The organism is Janibacter massiliensis (assembly GCF_900289115.1).
Classification (GTDB): domain Bacteria; phylum Actinomycetota; class Actinomycetes; order Actinomycetales; family Dermatophilaceae; genus Janibacter_A; species Janibacter_A massiliensis.
Map to the genome: position 1 here is coordinate 1,242,903 of NZ_LT985196.1, position 20,833 is coordinate 1,263,735.

Consider the following 20,833-nt stretch of genomic DNA (forward strand, 5'->3'; position numbering starts at 1 on the left):
ATTGGCAGTAATCGTCAGTGCCATTGCTTACCCTGACCCGGGGCTCGTGACGACACGCACGAGGAACGACGTCGAGGAGATGGCATGAGGTTCGGCACGAGCCGACGCATCTCGCGAACCCTCCTTGCCCTCGTGGACTCCCTCCTCATCGGCCTGACGATCGTGCTCGGGATCCTCGCGCGCGGGGCGCTGCCGTTCCTCGGTCGGGCCAACGACATCGGCCAGATCGCCGCGACCGCTGCGCCCGCCCTGCTCCTGGGGTGGGCGTGCGTCATCTGGCTGCGGGGCGGGTATCCGCGCCGCAACGACGCCACCGACACCAGCGACTACACCCGGGTCGTCCTGGCGTCGCTCACCTTCGCCGCGATCGTCGGGATCGGGTGCTACGTCCTGCAGTTCCCGCTCTCGCGAGCCTTCTACGTCATCCTCTTCGGGGTCGGCACGCCGCTGCTCGTCCTCGGCCGGGTCCTGCTCAACCGGGTCGTCCACCTCGCGCGCAAGCGGGGCGTCATGCGCGAGCGGGTGCTCATCGCCGGGACCCCGATCAAGGTCGACGACATCGCCGCGGTCCTCGAGCGCGAGTCCTGGCTGGGGTATGAGGTCGCCGGGGCGCTCGTGCCCACCCGCTTCGACGGCGGGACCGGCACCGGCCGGACCGCCGGCGGCATCGAGGTCCTCGGCACCCCGGACGCGGTGCCCGACCTCGTCGCCCGCGGTGACATCGGCGCGGTGATCTTCGCCGAAGGGTCGTTCCCGTCGGCGACGGCGTTCCGGCGGATGGCCTGGGCCATGGAGCCCCACGACGTCGAGATGATCGTCGTCCCGGCCCTCACCGACGTCTCGAGCGAGCGGCTGGCGATCCGCCCGGTCGCGGGCCTGCCGCTCGTCCACGTCGAACCGCCCCAGAGCGCGCGGGCCCGTCGGATGGTCAAGCGGGTCTTCGACGTCGCCGGGGCCAGCGCGCTGATCGTGCTCCTCTCGCCGGTCCTCCTCGCCGCGGCGCTCGCCGTCCGCCTCCACGACCGTGGGCCCGCCCTGTTCCGGCAGCAGCGCGTGGGTCTCGACGGGCGCACCTTCGAGTGCCTGAAATTCCGGAGCATGGTCGTCGACGCCGACCGGGCGCTGGAGGAGCTGCGGGAGCAGAACGAGACCGACGGCGTGCTGTTCAAGATGGCCCACGACCCCCGGGTCACCCGACCCGGGCGGTTCCTGCGCCGGTACTCCCTCGACGAGCTGCCCCAGCTGTTCAACGTCGTGCGCGGGGAGATGTCCCTCGTCGGCCCGAGGCCGCCGCTGCCGAGCGAGGTCGAGGAGTACGGCGCGGACGTCCGGCGCCGGCTACGGGTCCGTCCGGGGATGACCGGCCTGTGGCAGGTGTCGGGGCGCTCGGACCTGTCGTGGGAGGACACCGTCCGCCTCGACCTCTACTACGTCGACAACTGGTCGATGCTCCAGGACCTCTCGATCCTCGCCCGGACCTTCAACGCCGTCGTCGGGGGCCGCGGTGCCTACTGACGGGGTCGACATCCCGCTGTCCGTCCGGGTCGCCGTCGCCCATGCGGTGGCGCAGCACCTGGCCGACGAGGTCGGGGCGGACGTCCTGCACGTCAAGGGCCCGGTCCTGCATCCCTCCCTCGCGGTGCACCGGGGCGGCAGCACCGACGCCGACGTCCTCGTGCGCCCGGAGCACGTCGCTTGGCTCATCGACGTCATGCGGCGCCACGGCTGGGCCGTCGTCACCGACTTCCGTACCGGGTCGGTGTTCGAGCACGCAGCGACGCTGCGTCACCGCGTCTACGGGTACGTCGACGTCCACCGGCACTTCCCCGGCTTCGGGGTCCCGCCGTCGGTCGCGTTCGACCGCCTGTGGGGCGACCGCGGCACGACGACGGTCGCCGACCGCGAGGTACCGGTCCCGTCGATCGCGGCTCAGGCGCTGCTTCTCGTCCTCCACGCCGGACGGGGGGCCGAGTGGGAGGGGCAGCAGGACGTGCGGACCGCGTGGCACGACGCCGACCCAGAGGCCCGTGCCGCGGTCGCCGCGCTGCGGGACGAGCTCGACGCCGGGATGGCGTTCGCCGTGGCGGTCGGGGACGACCCCGGCGACGCCCCCGACCTCGCGCTCTGGCAGTCCTTCGCTCCCGGAGCGACGCGTACCGAGCAGTGGCGCGCCCGGATCGCCGCAGCCCCGGACCGCCGCAGCGCCCTGCGCATCATCCTCAGCGCGGCCCTCGTGAACACCGACCATCTCGCGATGGAGCTCGGTCGCCGTCCGACGCCGCGCGACGTGCTGCAGGCCCAGGCCGGCCGGGTCCGGCGCGCGACGAGCGAGCTGCGGCAGGTCGCGGCGGCCCGCGTGCGGAGGCGCCGTGGCTGAGCCCACCACCCGCTACGCCGCCCCCGCCGACCTCGCCCGGGTCGAGAGCAGCGACCCGTCGTACGACGGCGTGCTCTTCCTCGCCCGCCTTCCCGACGGGCCGATCCACCACCTCAACGGGGCCGCCGCGATCGTCCACGACGTCGCGCCCGGACGGTCCGCCGAGGAGGTGGTGACCGCGGTCGCGCAGGCGGTCGGGCTCGACCCGGCGCGCGTCGACGCCGACGTCCGAGCGTGCCTGGCCGACCTCGAGGCCCTCGGTCTCCTCGACCGGGTGGAGACTCCGCCGGAAGAGCGCGTCACGGGCGGCTGACAGAATGGCCGGCATGGCGCAGACCCCGACCAGCCGTCCGCGCATCCTCTCGGGGATGCAACCGACGAGCGACTCCCTCCACATCGGCAACTACATCGGGGCGCTGACGAGCTGGATCGGGCTGCAGGACGACTTCGAGCCCTACTTCTTCGTCGCCGACCTGCACGCGCTCACCGTGGCGACGGACCCGGAGGTCGTCCGGCGCCGCACCCGGCTCACCGCCGCCCAGTACATCGCCGCGGGCATCGACACGGACCGGTGCGCCGTCTTCTGCCAGAGCCATGTGCGCGAGCACGCCGAAGTCATGTGGGTCCTGTCGTGCCAGACCGCGATGGGCGAGATGGAGCGGATGACGCAGTTCAAGGACAAGGTCGCCAAGGGGCAGAAGGCGAACGTCGGCCTGTTCACCTACCCCGTCCTCATGGCCGGCGACATCCTCCTCTACGACGCGCAGCGCGTGCCGGTCGGTGAGGACCAGCGCCAGCACCTCGAGATCACCCGCGACCTCGCGGTCCGCTTCAACCAGCGCTTCGGCGAGACCTTCGTCGTCCCCGAGCCGCACATCCTCAAGCAGTCCGCGAAGATCATGGACCTGCAGGAGCCGACGGCGAAGATGAGCAAGACCTCCTCGTCACCCAAGGGGATGATCGACATCCTCGACGACCCGAAGCGCATCGCGAAGAACATCCGCTCGGCGGTCACCGACGGCGAGGGCGAGGTCCGCTACGACCCCGAGGGGAAGCCGGGGGTGAGCAATCTGCTCGTCATCCACTCGGCGCTGTCCGGCACTCCCGTGGACGAGCTGGAGCGCCGGTTCGAGGGGCAGGGCTACGGGTCGTTCAAGGGTGAGGTCGCGGACGTCGTCGTCGATGCGGTGGCCCCGTTCCGGGAGCGGATCGAGGAGCTCACCTCCGACCCCGCCGAGCTGGACCGGATCCTCGCGGCGGGTGCCGAGCGCGCCCGGACCGTCGCCGCAGCGACGATGGATCGGGTGCGGGAGGCTGTCGGGCTGCTGGCGGCCGGGGTCTGACCGTGCCCGTCGTCGGCGTCGCCGTCGCCGTGCCCGAGCCGTGGGGGACGACGCTGCGGCGCAAGCGAGCCGTCTACGGCGATCCGCAGGCCCGGGCGGTGCCGCCGCACGTGACGCTGCTGCCCCCCACGGAGATCGAGGACCCGCAGCTGCCGCCCTTCCTCGAGCACCTCGACGGGGTCGGTGGGCGGCACGCGCCGTTCGTCATGACGCTGCGCGGGACGGGGACCTTCCGGCCGGTCTCGCCCGTCGTCTTCGTGCAGGTCGCACGGGGGATACCGGCGTGCGAGCAGCTCGAGCGGGACGTGCGCTCCGGCCCGGTCGCGCGGGACCTCGACTTCCCTTACCACCCGCACGTCACCGTCGGGCACCACCTCTCGGACGACCAGCTCGACATCGCCTTCGACGATCTCGCCGACTTCCTCGCGGAGTTCGAGGTCACCGCGTTCGAGGTGTACGTCCACGACGGCGACGGGGCGTGGCGCACCCATCGCCGGGTGGAGCTGCGCGGGTGACCGACGCGTGCGGCAGGGCTCAGACCCGGCCGCAGGCGCCGCCTCAGCCCCGAGCGCGGCGGTCGGTGCGGCGGCCCCGCTCGAGCGCTGCCCCGGCGAGGACGACGCCGAGGAGGGCGACGCCACCGAGCCAGGCGAAGGACCTGACCACGGGATCCCGCGACCCGGTGGGCGGGCGGTCGGCCGCGACGACCCCCGTGTGACCGCCGACGGGCGCCGCGGCGGGGCGTCCCGCCCGGGAGGCCCGGGTGGTCGGCCCGGGCGCGGGGGCGGCCGGGTCGGGCGTGCCCGGGGCGACGAGGGTGCCCACCGGCCGGAGCCGGCCGGCGTACCGGGCCGCCCACGTGTGCAGCCGAGCGGCCGGCCGCCAACCGCCCTCGAGGCCGTGCAGCTGCGCGACGAGGATCGACCGGCCGCCCCGCCGGACCACCGTGACGAGGGAGTGCTGCGCGGCGGTGGTGTAGCCGTTCTTCACGCCGTAGGTCCCCGCGTAGTTCCACAGCATCGGGTTGTGGTTGCTGATCGTGAAGCGCTCGCGTCGTCCACCCTTCCCCGGCCCGGCGGGGAAGCGGGCCGTCCGGCGCGCGACGTGGGCGCGGAACCGGGGGCTGCCCATCGCCGCCCGGGTGATGAGGGCCAGGTCGTAGACCGAGGTGCGCTGCCCCGGCGCGTCGAGCCCCGAGGGGTCGCCGGCGGCGGTGTCGAAGGCGCCGAGCTCGCGGGCCGTCTCGTTCATCGCCCGCAGGGTCTTGGCCCGCCCGCCCGCGACGCGCGCAAGCATGTACGCCGCGTCGTTGCCGGAGGACAGCAGGAGCGCGTCGTACAGCTCCCGACCCGAGTACGTCTTCCCCGGCAGGATCCCGACCCGGGTGCCCTCCGCCTGCACGTCCGAGGGCATCGCCCGGTAGCGCTTCTCCGGCGTGATCACCGGCAGCAGCGTGAGCGCCGTGAGGATCTTCAGGGTGCTCGCGGGCAGGAGCCGGGCGTGCGGCGCCTTCGCGGCGAGGACCTCCCCGGTCTCGAGATCGACGGCGATCCAGGAGACGTTCCTCACCCGTGGCGGCGCCGGCACCCCGGAGCCGCGGTAGACGACGCCCCGGGCCGACATCGCCGACCCGCCGACGCAGTGCGGGGCGCACACGATGCTCGGGCGCGGCAGCGTCGGGCGCCGGTCGGGCGTCGTCGCGGCCTGAGCGGGGGCGGGGACGGCGTGTGCCGGGGCGCTGGCCGGGACGAGGAGCAGGAGGGCGGCGAGCAGCGACAGTGGCCGGGCGGTGCGGGGCACGGGGAGGATCAGGCGGCGGTGCGGTGCTCGTCGATCGTCGTCGCGTAGTGGCCGACGAGCTGCTCGGTGAGGGCGCTCCAGGACCGGTTCCGCACCCGCTCGAGCCCCGCGGCACCCATCGACTCCCGCAGCGCGGCGTCCTCGACGAGGGCGGTGCTCCAGCGCCGCAGGTCGCCCGAACGGTCCGGGTCGAAGTGGTACCCCGTGACGCCGTGGGCGACGAGGTCCAGCGGGCCGCCGACGCCGGGGGCGACGACCGGCAGCGCCATCGCGGCGGCCTCCTGGAGGGTCTGGCCGAAGGTCTCCTTCGTCCCCGTGTGGACGAAGACGTCGAAGGCCGCGTACGCCCGGGCGAGCTCCTCCCCGCTGCGCTTGCCGAGGAAGACCGGCGGCAGGTTCGGGCGGCCGGACTGCCGGGCCACCGCCTCGGACAGCAGCGCGCCGATCTCCGTCCGGCTGGGGCCCTCGCCGACGATGACGATGCGTGAGCCCGGGATCGTGGCGAGCTCGACGAGCCGGTGCAGCTCCTTCTCGGGGGCGATCCGCCCGACGTAGCCGAGGAGGACCTCGCCGTTCGGGGCGAGGGTGCGGCGCAGGTCCTTCGTCTCCTGGTCGTCCTTCCACCTCGGGGTGAACAGGGTGGTGTCGACCCCCCGGCCCCACAGCGCGGTGCGCGGGATCCGGCGGGCGCGCAGCTCGTCGAGCGTCGGCTGGCTGGGGGCGAGCGTGCGGCCGGCCTTCTCGTGCAGGCCCCGGATCCAGCGCCACGTGATCTCCGCGGCCCCCCGACCGATGGGACCCGGACCGTGCTGCTGGACGTAGCTCGGCATGTCCGTCTGGTAGATCGCGACGCTGGGGATGTCCATGTGCTCGGCCGCCTGGAGACCACGCGCGCCGACGAGGAAGGGCGAGGCGGCGTGAAGCACGTCGGGCCTGAAGTCGCGCAGCGTGCGGGTGAGGGCGGCCGTGGGGATGCCGGCCCGGAACCCGCGGACGGTGAACCCGGGGATCGTGCGGACGAGGTGGCCGGCGAAGGAGCTCGGGCCGGGGCCGGGGGCGATGATGACCGCCTTGTGGCCCTGCTCGCGCAGGCACTCGGCGACCCGACACACGCTCGTCGTCACGCCGTTGAGCTGGGGCAGGAACGACTCCGTGACGATCGCAACGCGCATCTGATCAGCATCTCCCGGCTCGATGGCCCGCGATCGACGATGGGGTGACCCTCCGGTGAAGGTTCCGTCGCCGCGAGGTCGGACGCTGGGGACGTTACCGTCTGGGCCATGACGAACAGCGGGGTGAGCACGGGTCCGGGCGCGCCGGGGGAGGGCGTCGCGACGGGCCGAGGGGTCGAGTCGTTCTGGGCGGTCGTCCCGGCGGGGGGTGCGGGGACTCGCCTGTGGCCGGCGAGCCGGGCCTCCTCGCCGAAGTTCCTTCACGACCTCACCGGCAGCGGCCGGTCGCTCATCCAGGCCACGGTCGACCGGCTCGAGCCCGTCGTCGGCGACCGGGTCGTCGTCGTCACGGGGGCGGTCCACGAGGCGGCGGTCCGCGAGCAGCTCCCGGGGCTGGGCGATGGACAGCTGCTGTGCGAGCCGTCCCCGCGGGACTCGATGGCCGCGATCGGCTGGGCGGCCGCCGTGCTCGAGCGCCGGGACCCGGACGCGATCATCGGATCCTTCGCCGCCGACCACGTCATCGGCGACCTGCCGGTCTTCCACGACGCGGTGCGCGAGGCGGTCGACGTGGCGCGCTCCGGACGCCTGGTGACGATCGGCATCGAGCCGACCTTCCCCTCGACCGGCTTCGGGTACATCAAGATGGGCGCCCCCATCCGCGGCACCCGGATGGCCCGGAAGGTGCGCCAGTTCGTCGAGAAGCCCGACGCCGACCGAGCGGCGCGCTACCTCGCGACGGGGGAGTTCCGGTGGAACGCCGGGATGTTCGTCGTCCGGGCCAGCGCCCTGCTCGACCTGCTCGCGCAGTGGCATCCTGACCTCGCCGCGGGACTGCGGCGCCTGGCGGCCGAGCCGGACCAGCTGGAGACGGTCTGGCCCGCCCTGGAGAAGATCGCCATCGACCACGCGGTCGCCGAGCCCGCGGCCGACGAGGGGAACGTCGCCGTCGTCCGCGGCGACTTCGGCTGGGACGACATCGGCGACTTCCGGTCGCTGCGGGAGATCCTCACCGCGCAGGGGGCGAACGAGTCGCTGACGGTGGTCGGGGACGCCGAGCAGGTCGAGGCGATCGACGCGAGCGGGCTCGTCCTGCGCGGCACGGACCGGCTCGTCGCGCTCGTCGGGGTGCAGGACGTCGTCGTCGTCGACACCCCGGACGCCCTCCTCGTGACCACCCGCGACCGCGCGCAGGACGTGAAGAAGGTCGTCGCGCGTCTCAAGGAGAACGGCCGCACCGACCTCACCTGAGAGCCCGCCCGCCCCGTCCCGTCGCCGGAGCGGGTGCGAGCACGCGAGAGATGCGGACGAGCGCGACCGCCGGCTCAGTCGGCAAGGAGGTCGAGCTCGAGGTCGAACGCGAGGACGACGGCGACGGCCAGTGCGTGCTCCTGGTCGGGGCGGAGGAAGCCGATCGTCCTGCCGAGCGAGGCGGTCGGGATGGTCACCGTGTTGTCGAGCGCGGCGGCACTCCCCTCCTCCAGCCCGTTGTCGGGTCCGAGCGCGACCTCGCTCGAGAGCCCTTTCACGGTGGAGGTGATGGGCGCGACCGTGACCTTCGTCATCGATGCGCGCGCAGCCTGGCGGGTGAGGACGAGGACGGGCCGGGTCTTGTCGAGCCGCGCGAGGCAGATCTCGCGCACGTCAGCGGTCGACGTCGAGGTGGTCGATGGTCCAGCGGACGAGACCATCGAGATCGTCGTCGGGGCCGCGTCCGGCGAGGGTGCGGGCGTCGGCGAGCGCCGCCTGGAGGCGCATCTCCCGCTCGAGTGCCTGGGACACGAGAGCGGCCCGGCTCGGTGCTACCCCGGCGGCGACGCTCCGGTCCAAGAAGGCGACGACGTCATCGGGCAGGCGGACGGCGATCTGGGTGCTCACGTCCTCACCATATCGGACTGCATCCCACTTCGGGATGCAGTCGCGACCGGGTGAGACGGGCCCCCGCGGGGTGAGGGTGCCGGAATAGAGTGCGCCCCATGGCCGATCAGATCCGGCTCGCCGAGGGATTCGACCCCGCGAGCACGCAGGAGTGGCGCGAGCTCGTCGCCGCCGTCGTCAACAAGGGCCGCCCGGAGGACGCGCACCTCACCGGTGAGCAGGCCGAGGAGAAGCTCCGCAGCCATCTCGTCGGCGACCTGACGATCGACCCCCTCTACCGCCGTCCGGAGCACCCGGTCCCGCTCGGGCTGCCGGGCTCCATGCCGTTCACCCGTGGCACCGGCCCGCGGGATCCCGGCACGCCGTGGGACGTCCGGCAGCTCCACGAGGACCCCGACGCCGCCGCGACGAACGCCGCCGTGCTCGCCGACCTCGAGAACGGCGGGCACTCGGCCTGGGTGCGGACCGGGCCGGACGCGATCGACCCCGCCGACCTGCCCCGGGTCCTGGAGGGCGTCCTGCTCGACCTCGCGCCCGTCGTCGTCTCCTCGACCGACGACCAGGACGCCGCCGCGCACGCCCTGCGCGCCGTCCTCGAGAACGCGGCGATCACCCCCGACCAGGCCCGGGGCAACCTCGGGCTCGACCCCGTCGGACGCGCCGCCGCGCGCGGCGGGACCACCGATCTCGGCACGCTCGCCGAGCACGTCCGCTGGAGCCTCGACCGCTTCCCCGGGGTGCGGGCGATCACCGTCGACGCCCGCTGCTGGCACGACGCGGGCGCCGCCGAGACCGACGTCGTCGCGCTCGCCGTGTCGACCGGCGTCGCGTACGTCCGCCACCTCGTCGAGCAGGGCGTCGACGCCGCCGACGCGTTCGCCCAGATCGAGTTCCGGGTCCCCGCGACCGCCGACCAGTTCCTCACGATCGCCGTCCTGCGCGCCCTCCGCCGGGTCTGGGCCCGCGTCGGCGAGCTCGCCGGCGTCCCCGAGGACGCCCGCGGTGCCCGCATCCACGCCGTCACCGCGTGGCGGATGCTCACGACGACCGACCCGTGGGTCAACGTCCTGCGCGGCACCCTCGCGTGCTTCGGGGCGGCGGCCGGCGGGGCCGAGGCGATCACCGTCCTCCCCTACGACCACGCCATCGGCCTGCCCGAGGCCTTCTCGAGGCGCCTGGCGCGCAACACCCAGTCGCTGCTGGCCCAGGAGAGCCACGTGGGGCGCGTGGCGGACCCGGCCGGTGGCTCCTGGTACGTCGAGTCGCTCACGGACGAGCTCGCGCAGCACGCGTGGACCCGGGTCGAGGAGATCGACGCGGCCGGAGGCGTTCGTGACGCCGCCGTCCTCGCCGACGTCCGCGCCCGCATCGAGGCGACCTCCGCCGAGCGGCTCACCGCGCTGTCGACCCGCCGCCAGCCGCTCACGGGCACCTCGACCTTCCCCCTCGCGCACGAGGAGACCCCGGCCCGCCGCCCCCGTCCGCGGGCCCCTGCGGTCGGCGAGGACGCCCTGCGCCCCTGGCGCGACGGCGAGGTCTTCGAGGCCCTCCGCGCCCGCGCGGCACGGGCGAGCACCCCGCCGACGGTGCTCCTCGCGGCGCTCGGCACCAGGCGCGACTTCGGGGCCCGGGAGACCTTCGCCTCGAACCTCCTGCGCGTCGCCGGCATCGAGCCGGTGCTCGCCGAGGGCCTCGCCGGCGCCGAGCTGGGCGAGGCCTTCCGGGCCGCGGGCACGACCATCGCGATGCTGTGCTCCTCGCCCAAGGGGTACGAGGCCGGCGCGGCCGCCGCGGTGGAGACGCTGCGGGATGCCGGTGCGGCGACGGTCCTCCTCGCGGGCCGGGCCGCCGAGGCCGGGGACGCCGCGATCGACGGTTCCGTCCGCGACGGGGACGACGTCGTGGCCCTCCTCTCCGGGCTGCTCGACGAGCTCGGGGTCCCCGCCCCCGGGGCCGAGGGCGCCCCCAGCCCCGCCGACGCGGCCACCCAGACCGGACCGACCACCGAAGGAGCGCAGGCATGAGCACGATCCCGTCCCTCAGCGGTGCCGGCCTCGGCGACCCGACCCCCTCGTCCGACGCGCAGCAGCGCTGGGACGCCGCCTCCGCAGCGATCGAGGGCGCGGGCGTGGCGTGGGAGACCCCTGAGAAGATCGACGTTCCGCCGGTGCTCACCGACGCCGACACGGCCGACCTCGACTTCCTCGACACCGTCCCGGGCAAGGCCCCGTTCCTGCGTGGCCCGTACCCGACGATGTACGTCAACCAGCCGTGGACGATCCGCCAGTACGCCGGGTTCTCCACCGCCGAGGAGTCGAACGCGTTCTACCGCCGCAACCTCGCCGCGGGGCAGAAGGGCCTGTCGGTCGCCTTCGACCTCGCGACGCACCGCGGGTACGACAGCGACCATCCCCGTGTCGAGGGCGACGTCGGCATGGCGGGCGTGGCGATCGACTCGATCTACGACATGCGCACCCTCTTCGACGGCATCCCGCTGGACCAGATGAGCGTGTCGATGACGATGAACGGTGCGGTCCTGCCGGTCCTCGCGCTCTACGTCGTCGCGGCCGAGGAGCAGGGGGTGAGCCCGGAGCAGCTGAGCGGCACCATCCAGAACGACATCCTCAAGGAGTTCATGGTCCGCAACACGTACATCTACCCGCCCGAGCCGTCGATGCGGATCATCTCCGACATCTTCGCGTTCACGAGCGAGAAGATGCCGCGGTTCAACTCCATCTCCATCTCCGGCTACCACATGCAGGAGGCCGGGGCGACGCAGGACCTCGAGCTCGCGTACACCCTCGCCGACGGCGTCGAGTACATCCGCGCCGGTCAGGCGGTCGGGCTCGACGTCGACAAGTTCGCCCCGCGGCTGTCGTTCTTCTGGGCCATCGGGATGAACTTCCACATGGAGGTCGCCAAGCTGCGCGCCGCCCGCCTGCTGTGGGCGCGCCTCGTCCAGCAGTTCGAGCCGAAGAACCCCAAGTCGCAGAGCCTGCGGACGCACAGCCAGACCTCCGGCTGGTCGCTCACCGCCCAGGACGTCTTCAACAACGTCGTCCGCACCTGCGTCGAGGCGATGGCCGCGACGCAGGGCCACACGCAGAGCCTCCACACGAACGCGCTCGACGAGGCCATCGCCCTCCCGACGGACTTCTCCGCCCGGATCGCCCGGAACACCCAGCTCGTGCTCCAGCAGGAGTCGGGCACGTGCCGGGTCATCGACCCGTGGGCCGGCAGCGCGTACGTCGAGAAGCTCACCCACGACCTCGCCCAGCGCGCGTGGGAGCACATCACCGAGGTCGAGGAGGCGGGCGGGATGGCCAAGGCCATCGAGGCCGGCATCCCGAAGATGCGTATCGAGGAGGCAGCCGCCCGCACCCAGGCGCGGATCGACTCGGGGCAGCAGCCGGTCATCGGTGTCAACACGTACGTCGTCGACGAGGACGAGCCGATCGAGGTCCTCAAGGTCGACAACGCCCGCGTCCGCGCCGAGCAGATCGCCAAGCTCCAGCGGCTGCGCGCCGAGCGCGACGACGCCGAGGTGACAGCAGCCCTGCAGGCCATCACCGCCGGCGCCCGCGCCGAGGGCGGCCGGGACATGTCGAGCAACCTCCTCGCGCTGTGCATCGACGCAGCCCGAGCGAAGGCGACGGTCGGGGAGATGTCGGCCGCGATGGAGGAGGTCTTCGGTCGGTACACCGCGCAGATCCGTACGATCTCGGGCGTGTACCGCGACGAGGCCGGGCAGGATTCCGCCGTGACCGAGGCCCGCCGGGTCGTCGAGGAGTTCGAGGAGGCCGAGGGTCGGCGCCCGCGCATCCTCGTCGCGAAGATGGGCCAGGACGGCCACGACCGCGGCCAGAAGGTCATCGCCACGGCGTTCGCCGACCTCGGGTTCGACGTCGACGTGGGCCCGCTGTTCCAGACGCCGGCCGAGGTGGCGCGTCAGGCCGTCGAGGCCGACGTCCACGTCGTCGGGGTGAGCTCGCTCGCCGCGGGCCACCTCACGCTCGTGCCGGCGCTGCGCCGAGAGCTCGATGCTCTCGGCCGCGAGGACCTGATGATCGTCGTCGGTGGGGTCATCCCCGAGCAGGACTTCGACGAGCTGCGGGCCAACGGTGCCGACGACATCTACCCGCCGGGCACCGTCATCTCGCAGGCGGCCGTCCGGCTCGTGCAGGCCCTGTCGGCCCGCGCCGCGTCGGCCTGATCCCGGTGGACGTCGCCGCCCTCGCGGACGGCGTGCGGGCCGGGTCCCGCGCGCACGTGGCACGCGCGATCACGCTCGTGGAGTCGAAGCGGACCGACCACCGGGTCGCCGCGCGCGAGCTCGTGAGCGAGCTCGTCGCGGCTCCCGGGTCGACCGTCGGCAGCGGACTGCGGGTCGGGATCTCCGGCGTGCCCGGGGCGGGAAAGTCGACGGTCATCGACGCGATGGGCACCCGCCTCGTCGAGCGCGGGGAGAAGGTCGCGGTCGTCGCGGTGGACCCGAGCAGCAACCGCACGGGTGGCTCGGTCCTGGGGGATCGCACCCGGATGGCGTCCCTGACGAGCCACGAGAACGCGTTCGTGCGGCCCTCGCCGTCGGGCAACCACCTCGGCGGGGTCGCGCGGGCGACGCGGGAGTCGATGCTCGTCCTCGAGGCCGCCGGCTTCGGCGTCGTCATCGTCGAGACGGTCGGCGTCGGCCAGTCCGAGGTCGCCGTGTCGGAGATGGTCGACACCTTCCTCATGCTCGCCCTGCCCCGCAGCGGTGACCAGCTCCAGGGGATCAAGCGCGGGATCCTCGAGCTCGCCGACGTCATCGCCGTGAACAAGGCCGACGGTGAGCACGCCGGGGAGGCCAGGGTCACCGCGCGCGAGCTCAGCGGTGCGATGCGGCTGATGAACCCCTCGCCCGAGGCCCGGCGGCCCCCGGTGATCGCGTGCAGCGCCCTCACCGGCGACGGGCTCGACGAGGTGTGGCAGGCCGTCCTCGACCACCGCACCCACCTCGAGGAGAACGGCTCGCTCGAGGGACGGCGTGCGCAGCAGCAGCACGAGTGGATGTGGGCGATGGTCGACGCGGCGCTGCGCGACGACGTCCGCCGGGACGAGGCGGTGCGGGCGGTCCTGGCCGAGGTCGAGCCCGGCGTCCGCGACGGGTCCGTCTCGGCGGTCGACGCGGCCGCACGCGTCCTCGAGGCCTTCCGGCCGGGCTCGACGCTCGGCTGACCCGCCGTCGGCGCGGTGGGCGGGGCGGGTGGGCGTACCCTGCGCCCTGAGATGAACGAGATCCCCGTGCTGCCCGAGACCACCGTCGCATCGGTGATCGCGGGCGTACTCCCGGAGCTCGTCACCATCCGCCGGGACATCCACGCGCACCCCGAGCTGTCGCGCGAGGAGACCCGCACGACCGCGCTCCTGCGCGGCCGGCTCGACCGGGCGGGCACCCGCGTCACGCCGATGCCGCGCACCGGTCTCGTCGCCGACATCGGCGCGCGCGAGCCACGCCTGCGGATCGGCCTGCGCGCGGACATCGATGCCCTGCCCGTCCAGGAGCGCACCGGGCTCGACTGGGCCTCGACCGTCGACGGGGTGTGCCACGCGTGCGGCCACGACGTCCACACCACCGCGCTGCTCGGCGCCGCCCTCGTGCTCGCCGAGCTCGAGGACGTCCTCATCGACGCCGGGATCGCGGTCCGCTGCCTCTTCCAGCCTGCCGAGGAGGCCATGCCCGGCGGGGCGCACGAGGTCGTCGAGGCGGGCCACATGGGCGGGGTCGACCGGGTGTTCGCCCTGCACTGCGACCCGGGTCTCGACGTCGGCTCGATCGGGCTGCGCGAGGGGCCGATCACCGCCGCCAGCGACCTCGTCGAGGTCCGGCTCACCGGCCGCGGCGGGCACACCTCGCGGCCGCACCTGACCGAGGACCTCACGTTCGCGCTCGCCAAGATCATGACCGAGGTGCCCGCCGCGCTGTCGCGCCGCCTCGACCCCCGCTCGGGCGTCGCGCTCGTGTGGGGCGTCGTCGAGGCCGGGGTCGCGCCGAACGTCATCCCTGCCCACGGCCGGGCCCTGGGCACGCTCCGGGTGCTCGACCAGTCGGTGTGGGAGGGGATCGAACCGCTCCTGCGCGAGATCGTCACCGCCCAGAGCGCGCCGTACGGCGTCCGGGTCGACCTCCGGCACACCCGGGGCGTGCCCCCCGTCGTCAACGACGTCACCGCGATCGCCGACCTCGGTCGGGCTGCGCTCGCCGCCGGGCTGACCCCCGTGCCGACGGCGCAGTCGCTCGGTGGCGAGGACTTCTCCTGGCTGCTGGCGCAGGCGCCGGGCGCCATGGCGCGGCTGGGAACCCGGGCGCCGGGAGGCCGGACGTTCGACCTCCATCAGGGCGACCTCGTCGTCGACGAGCGCGCCCTGCCGAACGCGGTCGGCCTGCTGGTCCACCTCGCGCTGGGCGCGGCCCGCGATGCACGGCAGCCCGCGTCGCGGTAACGGTTCCGTCGCAGTCCGGCCGCCAAGGCGAACCTGGCGGCGTGAGAGCCGTACCGTGGACGGGATCGGCACCCGCCGTGCGCTGCCACCCGTTCGACCAAGGAGTACCCCTGTGCGTTCCCCGATGAAGCTCGCTGCGGCCCTGTCCGTCTCCGCGCTCGCGCTCTCCGCCTGCGGTGGCGGTGGCGAGGACACGACGGCCGGCGAGGCGACGTCCGACGTCAAGGCCTGCATGGCGTACGACGTCGGCGGTCGCGGCGACCAGTCGTTCAACGACTCCGCCGCCAAGGGCCTCGACAAGGCCAAGGACGAGCTCGGCGTCACCACCGACGAGGTCGAGGCCAAGCAGGGCGACAACGACGCCGCCCGCGAGGACCGCCTCAACACCCTCGTCGACGACGGCTGCACGAACATCATCGCGGTCGGCTTCATCTACGGCAAGGCCGTCGGCAAGGCCGCGAAGGCCAACCCGGACGTCCACTTCGCGATCATCGACGACGCCTCGAAGGACTCCGCCGGTGACAACGTCGCGCAGCTGACGTTCGCCGAGCAGGAGGGCTCCTACCTCGTCGGCGCCGCCGCCGCCCTCAAGAGCAAGACCCACAAGGTCGGCTTCGTCGGTGGCATGGACGTCCCGCTCATCAACAAGTTCGAGGCGGGCTTCGAGGCCGGCGCGAAGGCTGTCGACCCGAAGATCGACGTCCAGGTCAAGTACCTCGCCGACGACGGCTCGGGCTTCGCCGACCCGGTCAAGGGCGAGGCCGCCGCCGCGGGCATGTACGACAAGGGCGCGGACGTCGTCTACCACGCGGCCGGCGGCTCGGGCACGGGCGTGTTCAAGGCGGCCAAGAAGGCGAACAAGATGGCGATCGGCGTCGACTCCGACCAGGCCAAGACGGCCGAGGCCGGCCTGCGGAGCGTCATCCTCACGTCGATGGTCAAGAACGTCGACGTCGCCGTCTTCGACTACATCAAGGCCGCGACGACGGGTGAGAACAAGGCCGGCAACATCGTCTACGACCTCAAGCAGGACGGCGTCGGCTACTCGACGACCGGCGGCCGCGTCGACGACATCAAGGACAAGCTCGAGGGCTACAAGAAGGACATCATCGACGGCAAGGTGACCGTCCCCGAGAAGTGACGGTCCCCGCCTGACGGGAACCACCCGGACCCGCCCGACGCACCCGCGTCGGGCGGGCCCGCTTGTAGAGTCCTCCCTCGCGGCCCCTCCCGGCCCGCCCCACCCGCAGCGCTGCAGGAGCGTGGATGAGCACGAGCACCGTCGCCCCGAACGAGGCCGTCGTCCCGGAGTCGGATGTCGCCGTCGCCGTCGAGGGCATCACCAAGCGCTTCCCCGGCGTCGTGGCGAACCACGACGTCACCTTCGCCGTGCGGCGGGGCACCGTCCACGCCCTCGTCGGGGAGAACGGCGCCGGCAAGTCGACCCTCATGAAGATCCTCTACGGCATCCAGCAGCCGGACGAGGGGACGATCACGGTCGACGGACGGCGCATCACGCCGAAGAACCCCGCCGACGCGATCGCCGCCGGTGTGGGGATGGTGTTCCAGCACTTCATGCTCGCCGACAACCTCACGGTGACCGAGAACGTCGTGCTCGGGGCCGAGAAGCTGCACGGCATCGGCGGTGCGGCCCGCGCCGAGATCGTGCGGATCTCCGACCAGTACGGCCTCGGGGTGGACCCCGACGCGCTCGTCGCCGACCTGGGGGTGGGCGCCCGGCAGCGGGTCGAGATCCTCAAGGTGCTCTACCGGGGGGTGAAGGTCCTCATCCTCGACGAGCCGACCGCGGTGCTCGTCCCGCAGGAGGTCGACGCGCTCTTCGCCAACCTCGCCGAGCTCAAGCGCGAGGGTCTGACCGTCATCTTCATCAGCCACAAGCTCGACGAGGTCCTCTCGGTCGCCGACGCGATCACCGTCATCCGCCGCGGGACGACCGTCACGACGATCGACGATCCGAGCACGATCGGTTCCCGCCAGCTGGCCGAGCTCATGGTCGGCTCCGAGCTGCCGACCCCGCAGACCGAGGAGTCGACCGTCACCGACCGGGAGATGCTCCGCATCGACGGCGTGAGCCTCGCCGGCGGGGCGGAGGTCGGACGTGACCTGCTCTCCGACATCTCCTTGACGATCCACGCCGGCGAGGTCGTCGGCATCGCCGGGGTCGAGGGCAACGGGCAGCAGGAGCTCGTCGAGATCGCCATGGGGATGCGCGAGCCGACCGCCGGTCGCGTCCTCCTGGGCGAGACCGACGTCAGCGACTGGGGCGTGCGCGAGATCCGCGAGGCCGGCGTCGGCTACATCCCGGCCGACCGCCACCGCCAGGGCATGCTGCTGGACGCCCCGCTGTGGGAGAACCGGATGCTCGGGCACCAGACCCAGGAACCGAACGGCGCGCATGGGATGCTGCGCAACCGGGCCGCCCGCAAGGACACCGAACGGATCGTGCGCGAGTACGACGTCCGCACCCCGGGCGTGGACGTCACCGCGGGATCCCTGTCCGGCGGGAACCAGCAGAAGCTCATCATCGGCCGCGAGATGTCCCACGACCCCGTCGTCCTCGTCGCGAGCCACCCGACCCGCGGCGTCGACGTCGGAGCCCAGGCGGCGATCTGGGACCACCTGCGGGCCGCTCGCCGGGAAGGCCTCGGCGTCCTGCTCGTCAGCGCCGACCTCGAGGAGCTCATCGGCCTGTCCGACACGATCCACGTCATCCTCCGAGGCGCGATCACGGCGACCTTCGACGCCGACGTCGTCACGAGCGAGGACCTCGGCGCGGCGATGACGGGGGCCGGGACCGCCGCAGCCACCGACCCGACGACCACGGAGGCCGCCCGATGACCTCGATCCACCCCGCCCTGCGGAGGCTCGGGCTCTCGCTCGCGGCGCCGCTGCTCGCGCTCGTCGTCGCGATCGTCGTCACCTCCCTCGTCCTCCTCGCGGTCGGCGACCCTGTCGGCGACGTGTGGGGGACGATGTTCAGCGTTCCGAAGCCCCGGGTGCTCTCCTCGATCGTCAACAACGCGATCGTCTACTATCTCGCGGCCATCGCGGTCGCCATCGGCTTCCGGATGAACCTCTTCAACATCGGCGTGGAGGGCCAGTACCGCGTCGCGACCTTCGTCGCCGCCCTCGTCGCCGGGCAGGCGTTCCTCCCGGGGATCCTCAACGTCGTCCTCGCGATCCTCGTGGCGATGCTCGCCGGTGGGCTCTGGGCGGCGGTGCCGGCCCTGCTCAAGGTCTACAAGGGCGTGAGCGAGGTCATCGCGACGATCATGCTCAACGCGATCGCGCTCGGCGTCGTCGCGTACGGGCTCAAGCGGTTCGGCCAGCGCGAGGCGGGGTCCAACACGCGCACGACGACGACGATCCCGGAGTCGTCCCAGCTCGACGGCCTGCAGCTGATCCCCGGGTCGCCGCGGCCGGTCTACACGCTCGTCGTCCTCGCCGTGCTCGCCGGGTTGGCCTACTGGTTCGTCCTCGGCCGTACCCGGGTCGGCTTCGACCTGCGCGCGACGGGTCAGTCGGAGACGGCGGCCGTGGCCAGCGGCGTCAAGGTCCGGCGCATGGTCGTCGGTGCGATGGTGGCCTCGGGCGCGGTCGCGGGCCTCATCGGCATGCCGGCCCTCTTCGGCGCGGACCACGCGTACGGGGACAACTTCCAGGCCGGGCTCGGGTTCCTGGGCATCGGGATCGCCCTGCTCGGGCGCAACCACCCGGTCGGCATCGCGTTCGCCGCGCTGCTGTGGTCCTACCTCGACAAGCAGAGCGACAGCCTCCAGGTGAAGGACATCTCGCCCGAGATCGTCGGGATCACCACCGCGGTCATCCTCCTGGCCGTGGTCATCGCCTACGAGATCGTCCGACGCCTCGAGCGACGCCTCGAGCAGGCCGACGTGGCCCGCCAGCTGCCGGACCAGCCCGCCCCGACGAACGCAGGAGCGACCGCGTGAGCACCGCCGCGACGAGGACGTCCGACCGCGTGACGTCGAAGAGCGCCGGAGGGCGCACCCGCTCCCGCTCCCTGCCCGTGTGGGCCGTGCCCGCGGCGATCCTCGCCCTGATCGTCGTGCTGTCGGCGGTCAGGGCGCTCACCGGTGTCGAGGACGTGCTGTCCTCCGGCACGATCGCGGCGGCGATCACCTTCGCCATGCCGATCGCGCTCGCGGGCCTGGGCGGCCTGTGGTCCGAGCGCGCCGGCGTCGTCAACATCGGGCTCGAGGGAATGATGGTCCTCGGGACCTTCGGCGCGGCGTTCGGCGCCCTCCACGGCGGGCCGTGGGCCGGGGTGCTCGGGGCGATCCTCGGCGGGCTCGTCGGTGGGCTCGTCCACGCGGTCGCGACCGTCACCTTCGGGGTCGACCACATCGTCTCCGGCGTGGCGCTCAACATCCTCGCCGTCGGTGCGGCCTCCTACCTCGCGGCCCGCTTCTTCTCCGGCACCGCCGGGGGTGGCGCGACCCAGTCCCCGCCGCTGCCGCAGCTGCCGACCCTGACCGTGCCGGGGCTGTCGGCACCTCTGCTGTCGCTGGAGCAGAAGGGGGTCTTCCTCGTCTCCGACCTGGCGGCGATCCTGCGCGCGCTGACGACGGGCGTCTCCGTCCTCACCTTGCTCGGCCTGCTGATCTTCGTGGCGACGTGGTGGATCCTCTGGCGGACCCCGTTCGGCCTGCGGCTGCGCTCCTGCGGGGAGGCGCCGGCGGCGGCCGAGTCGGTCGGCGTCAACGTCTACCTCCACAAGTTCGTCGCGGTCCTCGTCTCCGGCGGGCTCGCGGGTCTCGCGGGCGGCTTCCTCGCGATGGTCGCGGCGAACCAGTTCAAGGAGGGCCAGACCGGTGGGCGCGGGTACATCGCGCTCGCGGCGATGATCTTCGGCAACTGGCGGCCGGGCGGGCTGCTCGGCGGGTCGGCGCTCTTCGGGTACACCGACGCCGTGCAGCTGCGCGGCGGGGGCACGTCCATCCACGCGCTCTTCCCCCTCCTCGCGGTCCTGCTGCTCGCGTTCGGGGTATGGCGCCTGGTGGGCGCGGCGCGGGCGCCGCGTCCGGTCGGCGGGTGGCGCGCGGCGACCCGCTTCGTCGGCGCCCTCGTCATCCTCGTGATCGGTCTGCTGTTCGCGGTGCTGTACGTCGTCACGGACTCGGTCCCCGGCGAGTTCACGAACTTCGCGCCGCACCTGATGACCCTGCTCGTGCTCGCGTTCGCCAGCCAGCGGCTGCGGATGCCCGCGGCGGACGGGCAGGTCTACCGCAAGGGTGAGGTGCGGTGACCCCCGACTGGGAGGCGCTGACCGCCGCGGCGGAGCAGGCCCGGGCGCGGGCGTACGCCCCGTACAGCGGGTTCCCGGTCGGGGTGGCGGGCCTGGTCGACGACGGCCGGGTGGTCACCGGCTGCAACGTCGAGAACGCCTCGTACGGCGTGGGGCTGTGCGCGGAGTGCGGGATGGTGAGCGCGCTCGTCGCCAGCGGCGGTGGACGGTTGGTCGCCGTGTCGTGCGTCGGGCCGGCGGGCTCGGATCCGCTCATGCCGTGCGGCCGGTGCCGCCAGCTGCTGTGGGAGCACGGCGGCCCGGACTGCCTGCTGCGCACCCCGGAGGGCATCCTGCCGATGTCACAGGTCCTCCCGCAGGCCTTCGGCCCGGCCGACCTCACCTGACGGCCGCCCCCGTCGCTCGCCGAGATACCGGTTTCGGTCGTCGTGGAGGCCGTGACAGAGCCTTAATCCGTATCTCGGTGGTGCACAGGGGTGCCGTCGATCGAGCT

The 20,833-nt window shown here is 73.1% G+C and carries 19 protein-coding genes; 15 read left to right on the forward strand and 4 right to left on the reverse strand.

Annotated features, from left to right (window positions below; all coding sequences use genetic code 11):
* Positions 1–84 precede the first annotated feature (84 nt).
* From DAA34_RS06050 to DAA34_RS06070, 5 genes are read left to right on the forward strand one after another with little or no spacing between them, the layout of a single operon-like run.
* Entirely contained in the window at positions 85–1,515 is a 1,431-nt protein-coding gene (locus DAA34_RS06050) for a sugar transferase (RefSeq protein ID WP_234354135.1), read from the forward strand.
* Complete coding sequence (locus DAA34_RS06055) at positions 1,505–2,377, forward strand: nucleotidyltransferase family protein (protein WP_106818047.1); 873 nt, start codon at positions 1,505–1,507, stop codon at positions 2,375–2,377. Before DAA34_RS06050 ends, DAA34_RS06055 begins: the two co-directional genes overlap by 11 nt.
* Positions 2,370–2,690, forward strand: a complete 321-nt coding sequence (locus DAA34_RS06060; RefSeq protein WP_106818048.1) for a PqqD family peptide modification chaperone — start codon at positions 2,370–2,372, stop codon at positions 2,688–2,690. Before DAA34_RS06055 ends, DAA34_RS06060 begins: the two co-directional genes overlap by 8 nt.
* A 4-nt stretch (positions 2,691–2,694) precedes the next feature.
* Positions 2,695–3,720, forward strand: coding sequence for a tryptophan--tRNA ligase (trpS, locus tag DAA34_RS06065; protein WP_106818049.1), 1,026 nt, complete (start codon positions 2,695–2,697; stop codon positions 3,718–3,720).
* A gap of 2 nt (positions 3,721–3,722) precedes the next feature.
* The gene (locus DAA34_RS06070; protein ID WP_106818050.1) at positions 3,723–4,235 is read left to right on the forward strand and encodes a 2'-5' RNA ligase family protein; all 513 of its coding nucleotides are present in this window, start codon (positions 3,723–3,725) and stop codon (positions 4,233–4,235) included.
* Positions 4,236–4,278: 43 nt separating this feature from the next.
* On the opposite strand, the gene DAA34_RS06075 is transcribed toward DAA34_RS06070, so the two are convergent.
* Together DAA34_RS06075 and DAA34_RS06080 are read right to left on the reverse strand one after the other, a co-directional pair.
* Positions 4,279–5,520: a D-alanyl-D-alanine carboxypeptidase family protein gene (locus DAA34_RS06075; protein WP_106818051.1), complete on the reverse strand. Its 1,242-nt coding sequence runs from the start codon at positions 5,518–5,520 to the stop codon at positions 4,279–4,281.
* A gap of 8 nt (positions 5,521–5,528) precedes the next feature.
* Positions 5,529–6,692 (reverse strand): glycosyltransferase family 4 protein, encoded by a 1,164-nt coding sequence (locus DAA34_RS06080; protein WP_106818052.1) that lies wholly within the window; start codon positions 6,690–6,692, stop codon positions 5,529–5,531.
* Positions 6,693–6,800: 108 nt separating this feature from the next.
* On the opposite strand from DAA34_RS06080, the gene DAA34_RS06085 reads away from it, so the two are divergent.
* Positions 6,801–7,943 carry a mannose-1-phosphate guanylyltransferase gene (locus DAA34_RS06085; protein ID WP_106818053.1) on the forward strand — a complete coding sequence of 381 codons (1,143 nt, stop codon included), beginning with the start codon at positions 6,801–6,803 and terminating at the stop codon, positions 7,941–7,943.
* 74 nt (positions 7,944–8,017) lie between these two features.
* Here the strand turns inward: DAA34_RS06085 and DAA34_RS06090 are convergent, their stop codons facing one another.
* Together DAA34_RS06090 and DAA34_RS06095 are read right to left on the reverse strand one after the other, a co-directional pair.
* Complete coding sequence (locus DAA34_RS06090) at positions 8,018–8,335, reverse strand: type II toxin-antitoxin system PemK/MazF family toxin (RefSeq protein ID WP_106818054.1); 318 nt, start codon at positions 8,333–8,335, stop codon at positions 8,018–8,020.
* A 1-nt stretch (position 8,336) separates the two neighbouring features.
* A complete protein-coding gene (locus DAA34_RS06095) occupies positions 8,337–8,570 on the reverse strand; it encodes a YlcI/YnfO family protein (RefSeq protein WP_106818055.1) in 234 nt (77 codons plus the stop codon).
* 98 nt (positions 8,571–8,668) lie between these two features.
* Here DAA34_RS06095 and DAA34_RS06100 point away from each other — a divergent pair, with 98 nt between their 5' ends.
* From DAA34_RS06100 to DAA34_RS06140, 9 genes are all read left to right on the forward strand, one after another.
* On the forward strand, positions 8,669–10,594 hold the full coding sequence (locus tag DAA34_RS06100) for a methylmalonyl-CoA mutase family protein (RefSeq protein WP_106818056.1): 1,926 nt from the start codon (positions 8,669–8,671) through the stop codon (positions 10,592–10,594).
* Positions 10,591–12,783, forward strand: a complete 2,193-nt coding sequence (scpA, locus tag DAA34_RS06105) for a methylmalonyl-CoA mutase (RefSeq protein ID WP_106818057.1) — start codon at positions 10,591–10,593, stop codon at positions 12,781–12,783. Before DAA34_RS06100 ends, scpA begins: the two co-directional genes overlap by 4 nt.
* Positions 12,783–13,787 (forward strand): methylmalonyl Co-A mutase-associated GTPase MeaB, encoded by a 1,005-nt coding sequence (gene meaB, locus DAA34_RS06110; RefSeq protein WP_106819873.1) that lies wholly within the window; start codon positions 12,783–12,785, stop codon positions 13,785–13,787. The genes scpA and meaB overlap by 1 nt, the downstream gene beginning before the upstream one ends.
* A gap of 51 nt (positions 13,788–13,838) precedes the next feature.
* A complete protein-coding gene (locus DAA34_RS06115; protein ID WP_106818058.1) occupies positions 13,839–15,053 on the forward strand; it encodes an amidohydrolase in 1,215 nt (404 codons plus the stop codon).
* Positions 15,054–15,165: 112 nt separating this feature from the next.
* Positions 15,166–16,194, forward strand: coding sequence for a BMP family lipoprotein (locus DAA34_RS06120; RefSeq protein WP_199847430.1), 1,029 nt, complete (start codon positions 15,166–15,168; stop codon positions 16,192–16,194).
* A 125-nt stretch (positions 16,195–16,319) separates the two neighbouring features.
* Positions 16,320–17,912 (forward strand): ABC transporter ATP-binding protein, encoded by a 1,593-nt coding sequence (locus DAA34_RS06125; protein WP_106818059.1) that lies wholly within the window; start codon positions 16,320–16,322, stop codon positions 17,910–17,912.
* Positions 17,909–19,024 (forward strand): ABC transporter permease, encoded by a 1,116-nt coding sequence (locus tag DAA34_RS06130; RefSeq protein WP_106818060.1) that lies wholly within the window; start codon positions 17,909–17,911, stop codon positions 19,022–19,024. The genes DAA34_RS06125 and DAA34_RS06130 overlap by 4 nt, the downstream gene beginning before the upstream one ends.
* Entirely contained in the window at positions 19,021–20,340 is a 1,320-nt protein-coding gene (locus DAA34_RS06135; protein ID WP_106818061.1) for an ABC transporter permease, read from the forward strand. The genes DAA34_RS06130 and DAA34_RS06135 overlap by 4 nt, the downstream gene beginning before the upstream one ends.
* Positions 20,337–20,726, forward strand: coding sequence for a cytidine deaminase (locus DAA34_RS06140; RefSeq protein WP_106818062.1), 390 nt, complete (start codon positions 20,337–20,339; stop codon positions 20,724–20,726). The genes DAA34_RS06135 and DAA34_RS06140 overlap by 4 nt, the downstream gene beginning before the upstream one ends.
* The last annotated feature ends 107 nt before the right edge of the window (positions 20,727–20,833 follow it).